Source organism: Methanospirillum sp. (assembly GCF_035406105.1).
Taxonomy (GTDB): domain Archaea; phylum Halobacteriota; class Methanomicrobia; order Methanomicrobiales; family Methanospirillaceae; genus Methanospirillum.
Genome location: NZ_DAONKG010000031.1, coordinates 1 through 17,304 on the forward strand (window position 1 = coordinate 1; position 17,304 = coordinate 17,304).

General features: G+C 48.0%; 15 protein-coding genes. 12 read left to right on the forward strand and 3 right to left on the reverse strand.

The genetic code is table 11. The annotated features are described in order from the left end of the window. Positions 1-266: 266 nt before the first annotated feature. Genes pstC through phoU form a run of 3 tightly spaced genes read left to right on the forward strand, consistent with a single transcriptional unit; the run spans position 267 to position 3,663 of the window. Positions 267-2,243: a phosphate ABC transporter permease subunit PstC gene (gene pstC / locus PLA23_RS03090; RefSeq protein ID WP_324473976.1), complete on the forward strand. Its 1,977-nt coding sequence runs from the start codon at positions 267-269 to the stop codon at positions 2,241-2,243. Between the two features lie 3 nt (positions 2,244-2,246). Next, positions 2,247-3,008 carry a phosphate ABC transporter ATP-binding protein PstB gene (gene pstB, locus PLA23_RS03095; protein ID WP_324329235.1) on the forward strand — a complete coding sequence of 254 codons (762 nt, stop codon included), beginning with the start codon at positions 2,247-2,249 and terminating at the stop codon, positions 3,006-3,008. 4 nt (positions 3,009-3,012) lie between these two features. Beyond that, positions 3,013-3,663, forward strand: coding sequence for a phosphate signaling complex protein PhoU (phoU, locus tag PLA23_RS03100; RefSeq protein WP_324473978.1), 651 nt, complete (start codon positions 3,013-3,015; stop codon positions 3,661-3,663). 182 nt (positions 3,664-3,845) lie between these two features. On the opposite strand, the gene PLA23_RS03105 is transcribed toward phoU, so the two are convergent. Next, a complete protein-coding gene (locus PLA23_RS03105) occupies positions 3,846-4,757 on the reverse strand; it encodes a phosphate ABC transporter substrate-binding protein (RefSeq protein WP_324473980.1) in 912 nt (303 codons plus the stop codon). A 228-nt stretch (positions 4,758-4,985) separates the two neighbouring features. Here PLA23_RS03105 and PLA23_RS03110 point away from each other — a divergent pair, with 228 nt between their 5' ends. The 5 genes from PLA23_RS03110 to PLA23_RS03130 all read left to right on the forward strand — a co-directional run bounded on the left by PLA23_RS03110 (position 4,986) and on the right by PLA23_RS03130 (position 11,382). Then, positions 4,986-6,407 (forward strand): PAS domain S-box protein, encoded by a 1,422-nt coding sequence (locus tag PLA23_RS03110; RefSeq protein WP_324473982.1) that lies wholly within the window; start codon positions 4,986-4,988, stop codon positions 6,405-6,407. A gap of 85 nt (positions 6,408-6,492) precedes the next feature. Then, complete coding sequence (locus PLA23_RS03115; RefSeq protein WP_324329240.1) at positions 6,493-7,212, forward strand: VTT domain-containing protein; 720 nt, start codon at positions 6,493-6,495, stop codon at positions 7,210-7,212. A gap of 122 nt (positions 7,213-7,334) precedes the next feature. Continuing rightward, positions 7,335-9,245, forward strand: a complete 1,911-nt coding sequence (locus PLA23_RS03120) for a CHAD domain-containing protein (protein WP_324473984.1) — start codon at positions 7,335-7,337, stop codon at positions 9,243-9,245. Continuing rightward, the gene (locus PLA23_RS03125) at positions 9,245-9,826 is read left to right on the forward strand and encodes an HD domain-containing protein (RefSeq protein ID WP_324329242.1); all 582 of its coding nucleotides are present in this window, start codon (positions 9,245-9,247) and stop codon (positions 9,824-9,826) included. The genes PLA23_RS03120 and PLA23_RS03125 overlap by 1 nt, the downstream gene beginning before the upstream one ends. Continuing rightward, positions 9,817-11,382 (forward strand): Ppx/GppA phosphatase family protein, encoded by a 1,566-nt coding sequence (locus PLA23_RS03130; RefSeq protein ID WP_324329243.1) that lies wholly within the window; start codon positions 9,817-9,819, stop codon positions 11,380-11,382. Before PLA23_RS03125 ends, PLA23_RS03130 begins: the two co-directional genes overlap by 10 nt. A 7-nt stretch (positions 11,383-11,389) precedes the next feature. Here the strand turns inward: PLA23_RS03130 and PLA23_RS03135 are convergent, their stop codons facing one another. Then, positions 11,390-11,947 carry a flavodoxin family protein gene (locus tag PLA23_RS03135; RefSeq protein WP_324329244.1) on the reverse strand — a complete coding sequence of 186 codons (558 nt, stop codon included), beginning with the start codon at positions 11,945-11,947 and terminating at the stop codon, positions 11,390-11,392. 208 nt (positions 11,948-12,155) lie between these two features. Between PLA23_RS03135 and PLA23_RS03140 the strand changes: the two genes are divergently transcribed. Both PLA23_RS03140 and PLA23_RS03145 read left to right on the forward strand, forming a co-directional pair. Next, positions 12,156-13,796 carry a 2-oxoacid:acceptor oxidoreductase subunit alpha gene (locus tag PLA23_RS03140; protein WP_324473987.1) on the forward strand — a complete coding sequence of 547 codons (1,641 nt, stop codon included), beginning with the start codon at positions 12,156-12,158 and terminating at the stop codon, positions 13,794-13,796. Continuing rightward, positions 13,793-14,638 (forward strand): thiamine pyrophosphate-dependent enzyme, encoded by an 846-nt coding sequence (locus PLA23_RS03145; RefSeq protein WP_324473989.1) that lies wholly within the window; start codon positions 13,793-13,795, stop codon positions 14,636-14,638. Before PLA23_RS03140 ends, PLA23_RS03145 begins: the two co-directional genes overlap by 4 nt. A 4-nt stretch (positions 14,639-14,642) precedes the next feature. On the opposite strand, the gene PLA23_RS03150 is transcribed toward PLA23_RS03145, so the two are convergent. After that, positions 14,643-15,584, reverse strand: a complete 942-nt coding sequence (locus tag PLA23_RS03150) for a tetratricopeptide repeat protein (protein ID WP_324331748.1) — start codon at positions 15,582-15,584, stop codon at positions 14,643-14,645. 191 nt (positions 15,585-15,775) lie between these two features. Between PLA23_RS03150 and PLA23_RS03155 the strand changes: the two genes are divergently transcribed. Both PLA23_RS03155 and PLA23_RS03160 read left to right on the forward strand, forming a co-directional pair. Continuing rightward, entirely contained in the window at positions 15,776-16,252 is a 477-nt protein-coding gene (locus PLA23_RS03155) for a pyridoxamine 5'-phosphate oxidase family protein (RefSeq protein ID WP_324331749.1), read from the forward strand. A 154-nt stretch (positions 16,253-16,406) separates the two neighbouring features. Continuing rightward, the coding region (locus tag PLA23_RS03160) for a PAS domain-containing protein (protein ID WP_324473990.1) at positions 16,407-17,304 on the forward strand (898 nt) is incomplete at its 3' end.

Below are 17,304 nucleotides of genomic sequence, written 5' to 3' on the forward strand. Positions count from 1 at the left end.
AATAGAATGGAAGCGCAAATATTTTTATATATTATAATGAGAAAGGGCTGTGTAAATAGGCTGCACCCACGGGACAAGATTATATGCTGATGAGTAATGTGCAAGAACCTATAGAGATCTCATAGTGCTCTATAGTTCTCCGTAATCTCTAGAACATAGCCTCTTGTATCTCCCCGGTTCATTGTAATGAACCTGTATTGTCCGGACCTGATGCATGGATGCTCGCACACCTCCGGGTGGTATCGTGAACTATCATACGTCCGGATATGCCGCTATTAGGAGTCAGAAAGAACGTGACATCAGGTCTGCATACGCCATTAAAACCTCTTCAGAGACGAAGACCACTTGAACTGACCATGCACGCCGTCTGGTTCATCTGTGCCATATCGTCAATCATCGGTATCTTTTTCATCCTGATCTTTCTTCTCTACGATGCTGCACCGGTATTCATGGATACCGGGATTATTCCGTTTTTATCGGGAGAACGATGGGACCCAACCAGTGTTATGCCAAAATACGGACTTGTTCCGCTTATTGTCGGAACACTGCTGGTCACTATCGGAGCAATGGTGTTTGCAGTTCCCTTCGGGATCGCCTGTGCCATCTATATCTCTGAAATGGCAGGTCCCCGGATGAGAAAAATCCTGAAGCCGGCGATTGAGCTGCTGGCAGGTATTCCCTCCGTTGTATACGGGTTCTTCGGACTGGCTGTCCTGGTAAAATTTCTGCAGGATGCTCTGTCAGTCCCATCCGGTGAGTCCGTTCTTGCTGGATCGATCCTTTTGGGAATCATGTCACTTCCGACGATTATCAGTGTGTCAGAGGATGCCATCAGTTCGGTACCCCGATACTTAAAAGAAGGGTCCCTGGCCCTTGGAGCCACTCACTGGCAGACCATAGCAAGGGTAATCCTTCCGGCTGCCCTCTCAGGAATTACTGCTGCAATCATCCTTGGAATCGGACGAGCAGTCGGTGAGACCATGGCGGTTATCATGGTGACCGGAAATGCGGCGATTATTCCTGAACCTCTCTGGAATATCCTCTCCCCGGTACGAACCCTGACCGGAACACTTGGGATAGAGATGGGGGAGGTTGCGGTCGGCTCCCTCCATTACCATGCCCTGTTCGGGGTTGCGGTCGTATTACTGCTGATCACCCTGATTATCAATCTTGCAGCCCTCACGGTCATGAAACGCCTGAAGAACTCACAGACAGGGGGCTGCTCAGGAAAAGGATTGTTCACCTGTGCGATGATTACCGATCGTCTCTCCGGGATCATGACTCACGTACCCCTGATTATTTATGTCCTTCTCGTTCTGTGTCTGTTTCTTATGGGATTGTGGGAGGGGGCTTTATGTATTCTGGTCCTTGCCGCCATCGCACGACTGATCGATCAGTACTGCGTCAGACAGACGGTTCAGAAGATCTGGTTCTCGCTCATCGCGGGTATGATGGGAATTGTCACGCTCATCCTTATCTTCATCCTCTATGATATCTTCTCAAACGGGCTTCCGTATGTTACGATTGATTTCCTGACTGAATCACCACGAAATCTGGGCCGTGGCGGGGGTATCTTCCCGGCTATTATCGGAACATTCTATCTGGTGATCGGTTCCATCCTCATAGCACTCCCCCTTGGAATCGGGGCCGCGATTTACCTTGTCGAATATACAAAGGAAAATGTGCTGACCCAGATTATCAGGACTGCAACCGATCTGCTGAATGGGACCCCCTCGATTGTATTCGGGCTTTTTGGGTTCACATTCCTCGTACTCTTTTTAAATTTTGGCATATCCCTCCTTGCCGGTATGATAACACTCGCCCTCATGGTTCTCCCGACGGTCATCAGAACGACAGAAGAGGCCTTGCGAAGTGTTCCGGATAGCCTCCGGGAAGGATCCTATGCTCTTGGGGCAACGAGGTGGCAGACCGTTCGCCGGGTTGTCCTGCCTCCGTCAGTTCCAGGAATTATTACTGGGGCGATCCTCTCCATTGGCAGGGCAGCGGGTGAGACGGCCCCTATTATGTTTACTGCCGTTGTGTTCATGCAGCGACGCCTTCCGGATTCGCTTTTTGATCCGGTGATGGCCCTTCCCTATCATCTCTTCATTCTGGCTACCAATGTGCCTGGTGCCAGAAACAATCAGTATGCAACAGCGGTCGTTCTCCTCATTCTTGTTATCATGATATATGGAGGAGCAATTGTCATCAGAAATTATTATGATAAGAAGGTCAGGTGGTAACCTATGAATGAAGACATTATCATGGATGTGCAGGGGTTAAATCTCTGGTATGGCGATAATCATGCCCTGCATAACATAACCCTCCCTATTGCAAACAGAAAGGTCACTTCCCTGATTGGCCCGTCCGGATGTGGGAAATCAACCCTTATCAGGTGCTTTAATCGCATGAATGATCTGGTATCCGGGTGCAAGGTAACAGGCAGCATCCTGTACCACGGGCAGGATATCAACGGACCAGAGGCAGATCCGGTCGAGCTCAGGATGAAGATAGGAATGGTCTTTCAAAAACCCAATCCGTTTCCAAAATCCATCTACGAGAACATTGCCTACGGACCACGGGTGCATGGGGTAAAGAACAAAAATGAGCTGGACAGGATCGTGGAGTCGTGCCTGCATAAGGCTGCACTCTGGGAAGAGGTAAAGGATCGTCTGCATGATTCGGCGATGAGTCTTTCCGGTGGTCAGCAGCAGCGGCTCTGCATTGCCCGGACTCTTGCGGTCAACCCGGAGATCATTCTCATGGACGAGCCGTGCAGTGCTCTTGACCCGATTGCAACATCAAAGATTGAGGATCTCATCGAGGATCTCAAACAGGAGTATTGCGTGATCATCGTCACCCATAGCATGTCCCAGGCCTCCCGCGTTTCTGATTATACGGCATTTATGTACCTTGGTGATCTCATCGAGTTCGGTGAAACGAGACAGATATTTGAGAATCCACACAAAGAATTGACTGAGAATTATATCACCGGAAGATTCGGGTAATACAATGACCGAAAAAGAGCGTTCTGATCTGTCACAAATCCACATTGATGCCTGTGACCTTGGAACATATGCAATTGGCATGCTCCGTGACTCCATCGATGCATTTGAACGGGCAGACACACAACAGGCACATGATGTCTGTGAGCGGAAAGTTGAATTAAAGAAGCGGTTTATTGCCGTTGAAGAGAGTATGTTCCGGCATCTTGCATTATATCAGCCGGTAGCACGGGATATGCGTGAGATTGTGGCCTCCCTTCGTATTATCTATAACTTTGAGCGGATCGGCCGGATGGGATATGATATCGGTGATACCATTAAGACCCTTTCCCAGTGCTGCGGCCTTGCGGATCCTGAGAAACTCATTATTGTCGGGAGAAAAGTCCTGGCGATGATTGAAGACGCATTTGATGCATTTCGAGACCGTGACGTAGCACCTATCAGAAATATGCGGAAGCGGGACTCTGAGATTGACCGCCTGTACTGTGAGGTAATGCGGGATCTTATCCGGAGAATGGAGCAGAAAAGAGATGATGTCCCCATTCTCGCACGATATATCATCATCGACCGGTACCTCGAGCGGCTCGGTGATCAGGCCTGCAATATTGCCGAGATGACCACTTACATGGTCACCGGTGAGCGTGTTGAGATAATCTGATTTTTCTTTTATTCATAGCCGGCTTTTTTTCCTGAATACATATATGATATGTTCAGAAGATGCCGTTGCATGACAGACACAGAATGAACATCCGAACCCCCCCTGCGAGACATGGGAGGAATACCGCAAAACCGGAATCAGATGTGAATGAAGTGATGTTTTTTAAAAAAATGGGAATAGGGTTACCTGGAGAGCGGGACAAAACCCTCATCAATAACGATCTGTTGTCCTTCAGGGCTTTCGATGAATGAGATGAACTCAGCGATAAGGCCTGATGGATCTCCATTGGTTAGGAAATTGAGGGGACGGGCTATCGGATAGGATTTGTCCTTCACCGTTTCAACAGAGGGGGCAACTGCTTTTCCCTCGACAAGAATCGGCACTGCATGAACAGTCTTGTCTACATATCCAAGACCGACATATCCGATTGCTGCGGGAGTCTGCTGAACACTCTGTTTTACTGCCCCGTTTGAGTTCTTTTCAAGCTGGGTCTGGACAAAATCCTCTTTGTTCATGACCTTCTCATGGAAGAACTCCCGTGTTCCTGATGCACTGTCTCTGCCGATCACAACAATTGTCGCATCATTACCGCCTACATCCTTCCAGTTCGTGATATTTCCATTGTATATCGCCTTAACCTGATCAAGAGTCAGCGATGGCACAGGGTTTGATGTGTGGGTGATGATCGCGATGCCATCGATGGCAATCTGGTGCTCTCTGAGCCCGGGGTATTTCTCTTTCTCTTCCTTCTTGAGATCACGGGAGGCCATTCCGATCATAGCAGTCCCTTCTCCGGCAGACTGAACACCAACGCCTGATCCACCGCCATTCACCTGGACGTCAACACCCGGGTGAGTGTCCATGTAGCGCTCTGCTGCCTGCGCTGCAACAGGAAGTACCGTTGTAGAACCGGTGATGGTCAGCACACCGGCTGAACCGGGCTGTGTTTTCGTTTCGCGTAAGGGATTTTCACTTGCAGATGCGGGCACGGTCTTTTCGGTTTCCGTTGTCCCGGTACATCCGCAGAGGAGAAGCGCACAGAGAAAAAGCCCTATCAGGATGAACCCGGATAGAGATATTAATTTACCATTCATGGTGCCTCACGTATCTCCTCTATAAAGGAATGTGAGGGTAAACTGATTATCTCTGGAGAATATAGAGACATCAGATATCTCTATAGGTACATCGAAAATCGTAGGAAAGACCCCCGGAGCTTTATTAAGAATGCCTAACTGATATCTCTACGATAGCCGGATCTTTTCAGAGAATATTATCCTCATATTCTTTGAATTCATTGCATAACTCAAAAAACAGTGACTTTCATGTATCGCGTGCTGTATGTAGATGATGAACCCGGCATCCTGGAGCTTGTCAGGATGTACCTGGAAAGTTATGGAACAATGCTCGTGGATACATGCCCTTCTGCACATGAAGCAAAGAGTCTTGTCGAAAAGACAAATTATGACACCATTGTTCTGGACTACTATATGCCTGACGGTGATGGCATACATTTTTTAAAAGAAGTCCGACAGGGCGGCCTGAACTGTCCGATTATCATTTATACTGGACGGGGCAGGGAAGAGGTTGTGATTGACGCATTAAATAACGGAGCGGATTTTTACCTGCAAAAATCCGGAGAGCCGGGCAGGGAGTTTGCCGATCTCTATTCAAAGGTGAACCTTGCCATCCAGAAGTATTATGCTGAAAAGCGGGTAAAGGAGACCACGGCTCTTCTTCGTTCAACCCTTGAATCCACCGCAGACGGGATCCTGGTTGTTGACAGCGAAGGCAGGATTTGTGCCTGGAACAGAAAGTTTGTCCAGATGTGGGATATTCCCTATCATCTCATTCAAGCAGGTGATTATTCAGCAATTCTTAGCCACATTCTCCCCCAGATCATCAATCCAAATAATTTTTTCAACCGGACTGATTATCAGATGCGGGAGGGGCTCATACCAGGTATTGATATTATCGAACTGCGAGATGGGAAGATTTATGAACGATACTCACAGCCACAGATGATTGATGGTGAGATTGTAGGAAAAGTATGGAGTTTTCGGGACATTACTGCCAAAAAAAGCGCAGAGAACGCACTTCGCGAGAGTGAGGAGCGTTTTCGTCTTCTTTTTGAGCAGGCCCCGATCCCGTATCAGTCTTTGGATAAAAACGGGAAGATACTTGAGGTGAATGAAGCCTGGACACGACTTTTCGGATATACCAGGGATGAGGTAATCGGCCGGACGTTCATGACCTGTATTCCGGAGAAAAGTATGAAAGATTACCAGTCCTTTCTCCATGATATTGCAGAGCATGGTTCGGTCTACGAGTCTGAGCTGATTATTATCCATAAAACCGGCAGAGAGATACCGGTTATTATGTCAGGAAAGATGCTGATCGGTGGCTTTGACATCGGCGTCAGATCCCTGTGGACCTTTATTGATATTTCTGAAAAAAAACTAATCGAATCACAGAAGGAGGAAGCCCTCATGCAGATCCAGAAAAACCTGGCAGAGCTCGCAATATTAAATGACGGGGTCAGAAATCCTCTTACGGTGATTGCCGGTCAGGCAGAGCTGGCTCTTGGTGAGAGGGCTGAACTGATACTTGCCCAGGTCAGAGAGATCGATCAGATGATAGACCAGCTGGATCAACGATGGCATGAGTCCACCAAGATCCTGAAATATTTGCACCGTCATCATGGTCTCTTCCTGAATAGTCCGGATAGTGACCCGGATTCGTCATAAGAATTCCGAATGACCGGCTGCATCGTTGCTCAGAAAAAAGGCAAATAAGAACAAATGGGAAACCCTATTGCTCCAGAAGGGGAACATGTCCGAAGACATGGATATTGCCCTTATCAATCTGATTCTCCATATTGATTCATCGCTTGAGCAGATGGCCGGAGAATTAGGCCTGCTTATATATGCCGTCCTTTTTCTTATTATCTTCTGTGAAACCGGTCTTGTCGTAACACCATTCCTCCCTGGCGATTCACTCCTTTTTGTATCCGGTGCTCTTGCCGGAACCGGAGTGCTCAACATCTGGGTTCTCATTCTCATCATCGGGCTGGCAGCGATCACCGGAGATACAGCAAATTACTGGATCGGACGATATGCCGGATGTAAGATCATAGAGGGGCGTCTGTCCGCATTCGTTCACAAGGAATGGCTGGAAAAAACTCATCAGTACTTCGAGACCTATGGGGGGATAACCATTGTTATCGCACGGTTTGTGCCCATCGTCAGAACATTTGCCCCGTTTCTTTCTGGTGTCGGAAAGATGAACTACCGGTGGTTCCTGTTTTATAATGTCACCGGAGCACTTCTCTGGACTGGTGGATTTGTGGGCGGCGGATACCTGATCGGGAATATTCCGGTTATTTCAGATCATGTCTCGCTTCTTATGTGGGTGGTGCTTGGTATCTGTATCTTCTCCATTGCTATGGTCATAAAAGCCGTTTTTTCAGCAATAATCTTTCAAAAGAAAAAAAAGACGGGTACTGGTGAGACTGCTGCCGACTACTGCTGCCGTTTTGAGTTTGAAAAATAACAAATAAGCCCGGATTTTGGATCATACCAGATGGCAGGGAGCAGGATCAAAGAAGTCAAATAGGCCGTCCCATATACCATACATACCAGACAGCCGATAGTTACCTGCCTGGGAGTAACAATATGGGATGGAATTGCACACCTGCAGATGACCCTGGTTTTTCGCGGTATACTGCCGAAACAATGCTTCCTCTCATCCGATCATTAGAGCAGGAACTGAACGGAGTCAGAACGGCAGATGATATCGAATATGTGCATCGGGCGAGAGTTGCAACCCGCCGGCTCAGGGCATGTCTTTCCATCTTTTCTCCCTGTATTCCACAAAAAAATGTGAAAAAATGGAGACGCACAATCAGAGGGATTACGTCATCCCTGGGGGAGGCACGTGATCTGGATGTTCAGATCGATTTTATTAATTCGTTTATATTAAAAGAAATTCACGACTCCTGCTCGGGAGAACTCTTTTTTTATACGCACCAGACCGAAGAGGATGTATTGGGGCTGATAGATCGAAATCATCCGCTCTTCTCGCAAAGACCATCTGGTGATGTTGTACCTCCTGATACGGCAGATAGGGAGGGCCTTCTTTCCTGCACCTGTTCATTTGATATTCACAGACCGGGGCTTGAATGTCTGCTCCACCGATTAAAAACCAGGCGCCTGCAGATCCAGCCAGATCTTGTCAAGGCAGTTGATCAGCTGGATGAGACATCTGTTCTCGAATCAATGACAACATATCTGCATGAACTGAAGGTCAGGGCTGACATTGAAGATGGAGGTGGTATTTCCCGCTTCTCATATCAGCAGGCATGTATCAGTACGATGACCGCCATCGCTGACCTTTTCTGGTTTGAACCATGGCTGATGGAACCTGATATGATCCACCGTCACCATGAGATGCGGATTGCTGCAAAAAGGCTCCGGTATACGCTTGAAGCGTTTGGAGATCTCTTTGAATGTGGATTAAAATCGGAGATTAAGACCTTTAAGGCACTTCAGGATATCCTTGGAGACATGCATGACTGTGATGTCTGGATTGAACAAATACCGGTATGGATACATGAGGAGGAAAAAAGGGCCATCCGGTATTTTGGCAATACAGACTTCTTCAAAATCATCAGGCATGGTCTGGATCTGCTGCTTGAAAACCGGAGACGGAAAAGAGATAAACTGTTCTCTGAACTGAATACCCTTTGGAATGCACTAAAACAGGAAGGATTCTGGGACCAGCTCATGGAGAAGGTATCTGCTCCGGTTCATAGTTCATTCCAGGAGGGTGCGCAATTGTGTCGGGACGGGCCGGTCACCATCGCCCTTCTATCAGATGTTCATGCAAATCTCCCGGCTCTTGAGGCAGTACTTGAGGATGCCAGGCAGAAAGGTGCGACTGCTGTCCTGAATGCCGGAGACAGCATCGGATATGGTGCTTTTCCTGACGAAGTGGTATCACTTCTTCGTTCTTCCCATGTGCTCTCGGTCATCGGGAATTATGACCAGGCGGTTCTCTCAAAAAAATGGAAGACCGGCCGGCCACGTTCGCGGGATAAGCAGATTGCAATGAGGTTTGCATATCATCATCTTTCCCGGGAGAACCGGGCATATCTTGCCGGACTTCCGCGTGAGATCAGACTTCGGGTGAAAGGTACGTCCATTCTGGTCACGCATGGAAGTCCTGATTCCCTTACCGAATACCTTGTTCACGAGACACCAGAATCCAGGCTTCATGAGATTGCAGAGAAAACCAGGGTTGATATTATTGTAACCGGCCATTCCCATCTTCCATCCATCAGGAGTGCTAATGGGACCCTGTTTGTAAACTGCGGGAGTGTCGGAAGGACGGAGGATGGCGATCCGCGTGCCTGCTATGCCCTGCTGACGCTGGATCCCCTCTCAGTGGTGCATATCAGAGTCCCTTATGATTTCTCAAAAGCAATTGAAGCATTACGAAACCGCCACCTCCCTGATTCATTTGCGAGGATCGTATCAGAGGGCAGACCATTGGATATTGTATCAGAACCGGAGGATGCTCCCTGATGAATGCTGAAGTCTGGCCGGTCATTCTCGATTATACAAACCGGCTGGATCCGGATCCTGCACATGCAAAGCAGGTATGCCATCTGTCAGGAATGATGTTTGACGGTCTTTCACCGCTTCATAGGCTGCCTTCTGATGTCCGGGATCTCTTACAGGCAGCTGCACTTCTCCATGATATCGGATGGAGTGTCCCTGATACACCTCATCACAAAGCATCACGGGATATTATTCTAAAGGATACCCGGATGAACCTTTCAGGCAAAGAACGGATGATGATCGCCTTAATTGCACGATATCACCGGAAATCACTACCAAGAGCCGGCCATGCTGTCTTTCGTGAATTAAACGGGGAGGCACAACATGTTGTCTGCTGGAGCTCAGGCATCCTCCGGATCGCGGATGCACTTGACCGTGCCCATCAGAATCAGGTCAGGACCGTGACCTGCACGATCACAGCCACGGAGATTATCCTCTCCTGTTCCTGTATCTCTCCCCTTCGTATTGATTCATTCGTGTTCACGGAAAAAAGCAGACTGCTGCAAAAAATCACCAGTCGCAGGATATGTCTTTCATGCACCTGAAGAATCCAAGGATTATCGGATTTATCGATCTTGGAACCAACTCCGTCCGTCTTCTTGTAGTCAGGCTCAATCCGAACGGATCGTATACCCTTGTGACCCAGCAGAAGGAGGTAATCAGACTGGGAGAGGGTGAATACCTTGAAAATAAACTGACTGAAGCGGCCATGGAACGTGCAACCGGTGTTATCTGCAGACTTATTGATCTTGCCCGGAGCAGGGGGGCAGAGGAGTTTGTAGCAGTTGCCACATCTGCAACGCGGGAAGCATCAAACGGCGAGGACCTCTGCAATCGGATTGAAGAACAGACGGGAGTCCGGATTCATATCATATCAGGTGCGGAGGAGGCGAGACTGATTTGGCTTGGTGTATCAAGCGGTATCGATCTGAAAGGTGAAACGGCACTCTTTATTGACATTGGCGGGGGATCGACTGAGATCATCGTCGGAGACCAGCATGAACCCTTTTTTCTGCGAAGCCTGAAACTTGGAGCAATCAGAACCACCGGAATGTTTGTACAGACTGAAAAGGACGGCCGGGTCTCTCAGCGGGTCCTTCTCGCACTCAGACGACATATTGAGCATCAGATTGTTCATATTGCGCGGCATATTACGACTTGGAATATTACGACGGCCTATGGGAGTTCTGGAACCATTCTTTCCCTTGAAGCGGTGGCAGCATCGTATAAGCCATGTGCTCAGACCCATAGTCCCGGTTATCTCAGCATTGAGGAACTTGATATGCTGATATGGTACCTCTCAAATCTTCCCCTGTCGATACGACGGGAAGTGCAGGGTCTGAATTCTGACCGGGCAGACATTATCATAGCAGGAGCGGTGATTCTTCATGAGATATTAAAAGCTAGCCGGATGAAAGGGGTGTTTGTATCATCCCGATCGTTACGGGACGGGCTGCTGGTAGATTATATTGCCCGGATTCCAGGATTCCCCCATGCGGAACCTGTTTCCATACGGGAACGTTCTGTCAGGCATCTGGGCCGGCTCTGCCATATCGACGAGCTTCATGCATCCCACATCATGAAGCTTGCTCTTTCGCTGTATCATACCGGTGTTCAGGCAGGGCTTTTCACATTCGATGAAGAGGCGCAGGAACTGCTTTCATATGCAGCATACCTTCATGATGTCGGTCAGTTCATCTCATTTTCCAACCATCACCAGCATTCGTTTTATCTGATTACTGAGGTCCCTCTTCTCGGGTTTAACCAGCATGAAGTCCTTATGATAGGACTGATTGCACGGTATCACCGGAAAAAACTGCCCCGGACGCGTGATACTCCATTTCAGGATCTGGGAAGGGATGAACGGAGAATGATCCGGGTGCTGTCCCTGCTGCTCAGGCTTGCCGAAAATCTTGACCGAAGTCATGACAGACGAGTACAAAAGGCTGAATTTATCCGAAAAAAGGATTATATTGTTTTATCAGTCTCATCAATAACCGACTGCTCACTGGAGATCTGGGCGGTTGAATCGGAAAAGGATGCATTCTTTCGAACCTTCAGAACCAGACTGGAGATTGATCAGACCATCAGGGAGGAATGAGAACTATTCAGTCTGCTGACTGCATCTCTCCAATGAGATCCCTGACTGCGGATTCTATTGCATCCTGTGCCTTTTTGTCCTGTAATACCTCACCCTTTTTATATCCATGACCTGATACCGATCTGAAAATCTTCATTTCATGAGCCTGTGCCCAGATCCGAATCGTCTCTAGCGTTCGTTCCTCCCCTGAAACAGCACTTACCGCAACCGGAATGATCTTTTTTCCTTTCAGCTGCCGGTCATGCCAGAGAGAGTAGGTTCTGTCCATGAGGTTTTTGACCTGACCTGAGACATCATGAAAATACACCGGTGAACCAATAATGATCAGATCACTTTTGAGCATCTTGCGGGCGATTGAATGAAAATCATCTTTCACTACACAGGAGCCGGTCTCCATGCATTTTCTGCATTCCCTGCATGGACCAATCCGTACACCGGAGAGAGAGATCGATTTCACCTTCAGATCTCCAATTCCTGACTTTTTTATCTGCTCGTTCAGAGATTCGATGAGCTGGCTGGTATTCCCCTTTTTGAGCTGGCTTCCAGAGAGGGATAAAACGCGCATACTTATCACGAGGATCCGATACTACATAAAGGTATTGCGCCTGCTCTGATACAGGGGCAAAAATCCATATACCATACATAATCTCTATGCTCCATGTAAAACCTCTATATGTTCTGCTCCGGTTGCCACTGCCCCTGAAGGGAGGGCTTATGGCGGTGACAATGTTCATTACCGGACAGAGCACATCTCCCACAGAGAGGCAGCAACCGTGGCAGAATACTCAGTTCTTATCGGAGGAAAAGCAGGAGATGGTATCTCCCAGGCCGGTCAGGTTATCGGTTCGGTCTTTTCATCACTCGGGTATCATGTATATCAGTATGTCGATTATCCGTCACTCATTCGGGGCGGGCATAATTTCTGCATTATCCGTGCTGCAGAGACTCCGGTAACGGCATTTCGATCCGGTGCTGATGTCATTATCGCATTTGATCAGCAGACGGCGGATTTGCATAAAGGACGGTTATCAGATGACGGGATCGTGATCTTTGATGCTGACCGGGTACGAGCACACGGTCAGGGAATTTCTCTCGGTCAGATTATCAGCACCCGTCAGGGCGAACCGATCATGGGAAATACTGCAATGATCAGTGCCCTGTTCCGATATCTCGGCGTACCCTGGGAGAAGGTGGAGCCGGTACTTCAGAGAAAAATACCCAAAAAGATCGAAAAAAATATTGAGATTGCCAGGGCTGCCTGGGATGTCCTCACACCAGGAAAAACCCTGAAACTCCCGGGAGGTGATTCAAAACCCTTCCTGTCTGGAAATGAATGGATAGGGATTGGTCTTCTGGCAGGCGGGCTTGATGCCTATATTGCATACCCGATGACACCGTCTTCAGGAATACTCCATTTTCTTGCCTCCATTGCAGAAGAGACCGGGATACAGGTATATCACCCGGAGAGTGAGATAGCGGTCATCCTCATGGCTCTTGGTTTTTCATATGCTGGAAAAAAGGCTGCAGTCGGTACGTCAGGAGGAGGATTTTGTCTGATGACCGAGGGGGTTTCTCTTGCTGGTCAGGCGGAGATTCCCATCGTAATTGTCGTCTCACAACGAACCGGACCCTCAACCGGACTTCCTACCTATACTGCCCAGTCAGATCTGCTGTTCATTCGTCATGCCGGACAGGGAGAGTTTCCCCGGTGGATAGCAGCTCCGGCTACCCCCTATGAGGCACTCTTCCTTGCGGCCGAAGCGGTCAGGATTGCGTGGAAATTTCAGATTCCTGCCTTTATTGTAACAGATAAGTCATTCTCGGAGGGTCTATTCACAGGTCCGTCCCTCCTGCCGGATCTGCCGCCACACCGGGTTTCTGCCCCGGCATTCCCTTATCATCGGTATGAGGACATGCCTGATGGTATTTCTCCCCTCCTGTCTCCGCCGCATCCAGGCGAAATCGTGAAGGTAAACAGTTACACCCATGATTTTAAAGGGATCACGACTGAAGATCCCCACCTCACTACAACGATGGCAGATAAAAGAAAACGGAAGGCGATGGCCCTGCTCGAGTATATTGACCAGTCGGAGAGTGTTCTCATTGAAGGAGATAAAAAAGCACCAGTCTGTGTGATTGCATGGGGGTCGGTGCGGGGACAGGTGACGGAGGTTACAAAGATGCATTCATTCCGTGCTGTTTTTCCACGGATTCTCGAACCATTTCCCATAAATACCATGACCGCAGCACTGGAGGGCGTAACACGGGTGATCGTTGTGGAAGAGAGTGCAACAGGACAGATTGATACTATTCTCCGGCAGCACGGGATTGTGCCGAATGAATGTATTCGACGATATGATGGGAGACCTTCAACGGTTGAGGAACTGGAAAACCGGATCCGGAGGGTATTATGAGTCCGAACGGAACGATTGTGTCTGACGCTAAGAATACCTGGTGCCCGGGATGTGGCAATTTTGCAATTCAGCATGCATTCCGGTATGTTATTGAGGAGTTTGAGAAAGAGGGGATACCAAAAGAGAGATTCGTCCTGGTATCAGGTATTGGATGCCATGCAAAGATTGCTGATTACTTCAGTCTCAATAGTTTTTACTCCCTGCACGGGAGGACAATTCCGGTTGCGACCGGGATAAAGATGGCCAATCCTGACCTGAAGGTCGTCTGTTTTGCAGGGGACGGGGATCTCTATGCTGAAGGGCTTGACCACCTGATTCATGCAGCAAAACGAAATATCGATATAACAGTTATTTGTCATAATAACCGCGTATATGGCCTTACAACCGGACAGTATACCCCGACGTCCCCCTATGGATACCGGGGGCGCTCCACACCGGGTGGAATCCATGAGTATCCACTCAACATTATTGAAGTGATGCTGGGATCTGGTGCTTCATTTGTGGCCAGGGCGTACTCACGAAACATTCCCCTTCTCAAACGGATCTTCCATGAAGCAATCCTTCATCGAGGGTTTGCCCATATCGATGTGCTCCAGATCTGTGCAACCTTCTTTAATATGACTTCCTTTTACGATGAGCACGTATACGAGACCTCTGAAGCAAATGTCTCACAGTTTGATGTGGCCTGCCGGACCGGCCAGCAATGGAACTATTCCGATCACGGCCCGATTCCGCTCGGCATATTTTATAAGACTGAGCGGCCATCGCTCCCGGAAAAGAGGGAAGAACGAACGATTGATAGGAAAAAAGTGATTCAGGATATTCTTATCAGAAACTCCTGAACTATTACCCCTGGGATCTCTTTTTTGAACGAGTCCTCATCATTCCCATAATGCCAAGCAGAATGATGGTTACGATTCCAATCCCAATCATGATATAATTGAGGACAAAAATTGCCGGAGGAAGGACAAAGGGTGTATTTGCAACCGGGATCTCGATCTCTTCATTGGTACTGGTTTTGCGTGACTGAGGATCTGCTTTTGCAAGCCTGCTTACGGTATCACTGTATTTCTGGGGGATATAACTATCATCAAGGGATATGGCCTTTTCAAAGGCCGTCAGTGCTTTATTAAGATTACCCATGGTGAAATAGACACTCCCAAGATTATTCCATACTTCAGCCGAGTCAGGATATATCTGGAGTGACTGGTTAAATGCAGCAATTGCCTCTTCATTGCGGTACATCTTTGCCAGAACCTCTCCTTTCTTATTCCAGGTTGCATTATTTTTTGGATCGATCTTCAACGCAGCAGTGTATGCATAATCTGCTTCGGTAAACCGGTTCAGTGCCGCAAGTACATCTCCGTACCCGTCCTGATTCTGAAAAATGTACGGATTAAGTGAGACCGCACGGATATAAATATCAAGCGCATCCTGATAATTGCCCAGTTCATAGATGGCACGCCCTTTTTTCCCGAGCAGATCTGCATTGGTCTTGTCAATGCTGATTGCACGATCATATGACTCGGCAGCCTCTGCATACCGCTTCAGTTCCATCATCGCATCGCCACGCAATTTCCATCCTTCCGTATAATACTCGTCAAGAAGAAGGGCCTGGTCATATGCAGCGATCGCGCTTACATAGTCCTTCTTTTGAAAGGCGTCTTTTCCCTTGTTTATCCACACCGTTGCATCCTGCATCGTCTCCGCAGTCACAACAGGACAGAGAACAAGAGTTACAGCCAGGAAGAGAGAGATTGCCAAAACCATGCTATGCCATCGGGTCATAGGTATTTCCATTCTTATTGTACGCAAAGATTCCATTGTGGGTGAGACGGATTCAATAAAGTAGTTTCTCATCCAAAAAGAAAAGTCCTCGTTTTTTCATTTCATAAAAGAGTATAGTATATGAGAGTTTTCGATCACGATGCAGCTCTGCATGATTTATGTGATGGAACGTTCATCTTGTTTTAGGTATCATGGAGATCGTGAAAATCCCCCGGATGGAGAAAAAAGAGTATGATGCACTGATTCATAACCGGTTTATGGCCAGGATCGCATTTTCGGGGGAGAAATATCCCTACATCGCACCGTTCCTGTATGTGTATGACGGACATCATCTCTATTTCCTCTCAACAAAATATGGAAAGAAGATTGAGTACTTTAGAAAATCCCCCTATGTCTCGGTGGAGATTGATAAATACACAAAGGATCTCTCCTGTTACATGTTTGTCACGTTGCAGGGATACCTTGAGGAAGTCACAGACTCAATCGAGAAGAAACTTACAAGAGAGCGGTTTGTAAATCTGATCCGGGAGCAGAATCTTTCAAACAATATCCTTGCAGCCCTTGGTCATTCACCGCAGGATCCACCAGAGTCCATCTGTAAGGAGGAGCGCTCACTGGTCTGGCGCCTGAGTGGTGTCAGAAATCTCATAGCCCTGAAAAATATGTAGAGGAACCATCAGGACCGGAAATTCATTAACCGCAGTATAACTACTCACGAACATAGGAGCCGGACCCTCATACCAGCAGGCTTTGGAAGAGATCCATAATACTGCAGGGTTTCTGTTTATACAGGTATGGAGGAGGAGACCACTACCTATTTACGTGGACGTACACAATCTCATTCCATCGATGGACAATACCCACTATTACATATCCCGGATATCTGATTTTTTACAGGAAAATCCTGATGGATTGACCATATCTGAAATTTCAAACGGTCTGTCCATGTCGCGGAACACCATTGGAAAATATATTGAAATGATGTTCCTGTCCGGAATAGTGGATGTACGAACGGTTGGGAAAGCGAAAATATTTTTTTTATCGAAACGCATCCCGGTTACAACCCTGCTCAACTACCTCTCACCAGCAGTTATCCAGACTGATGATCGGTACCTCATCCAGAATGCAAATCTGTCTGCCGCGGACTTTCTCGAGACCGATCTCTCCCATCTGAAAGGACGGAATATTCTGGATCTTCTGACAATACAGGGATTAAAACAGGATCTAAAGGTAAGAATACTCTCTCCGGATCGCCCGCCTGTTTTTGCATCCGAACTTGAACTCATCAGATCAGAGAAGAAGCGGTTTGTATGGCTGACAGTGGCAGATGTTGTCATGTATGACGGGGCGGGGGGCCATTATTTTGTCATAGAAGATGTCCATGACTGGAAAGAGGCAGAAGAGAGTAAAAGGCGGTATTATGCTCTTTTTCATGCCCTAGCAGCAGAGACCGATGAACGGGTGTTTGTCATGACACCTGAGCTGGTGTTTACCTATGTAAACCCGCGGTTTGGTCAGGCGTTTGACAGGGATCCACAATCCTTTATCGGTGAGAACCGGTTGAATATCTGTGACAAGCATGCAAAACCCCTGATTCAGGAGGCAGCACGGTACGTCTGCAGCAGGGGTGAGCCATACCGGACACTTTTCTCTATCCAGGAGCGGGATCAGGTCAGGTGGTTTGATGAGCGATTGTTTCCGGTGTCAGACACCAAAGGTG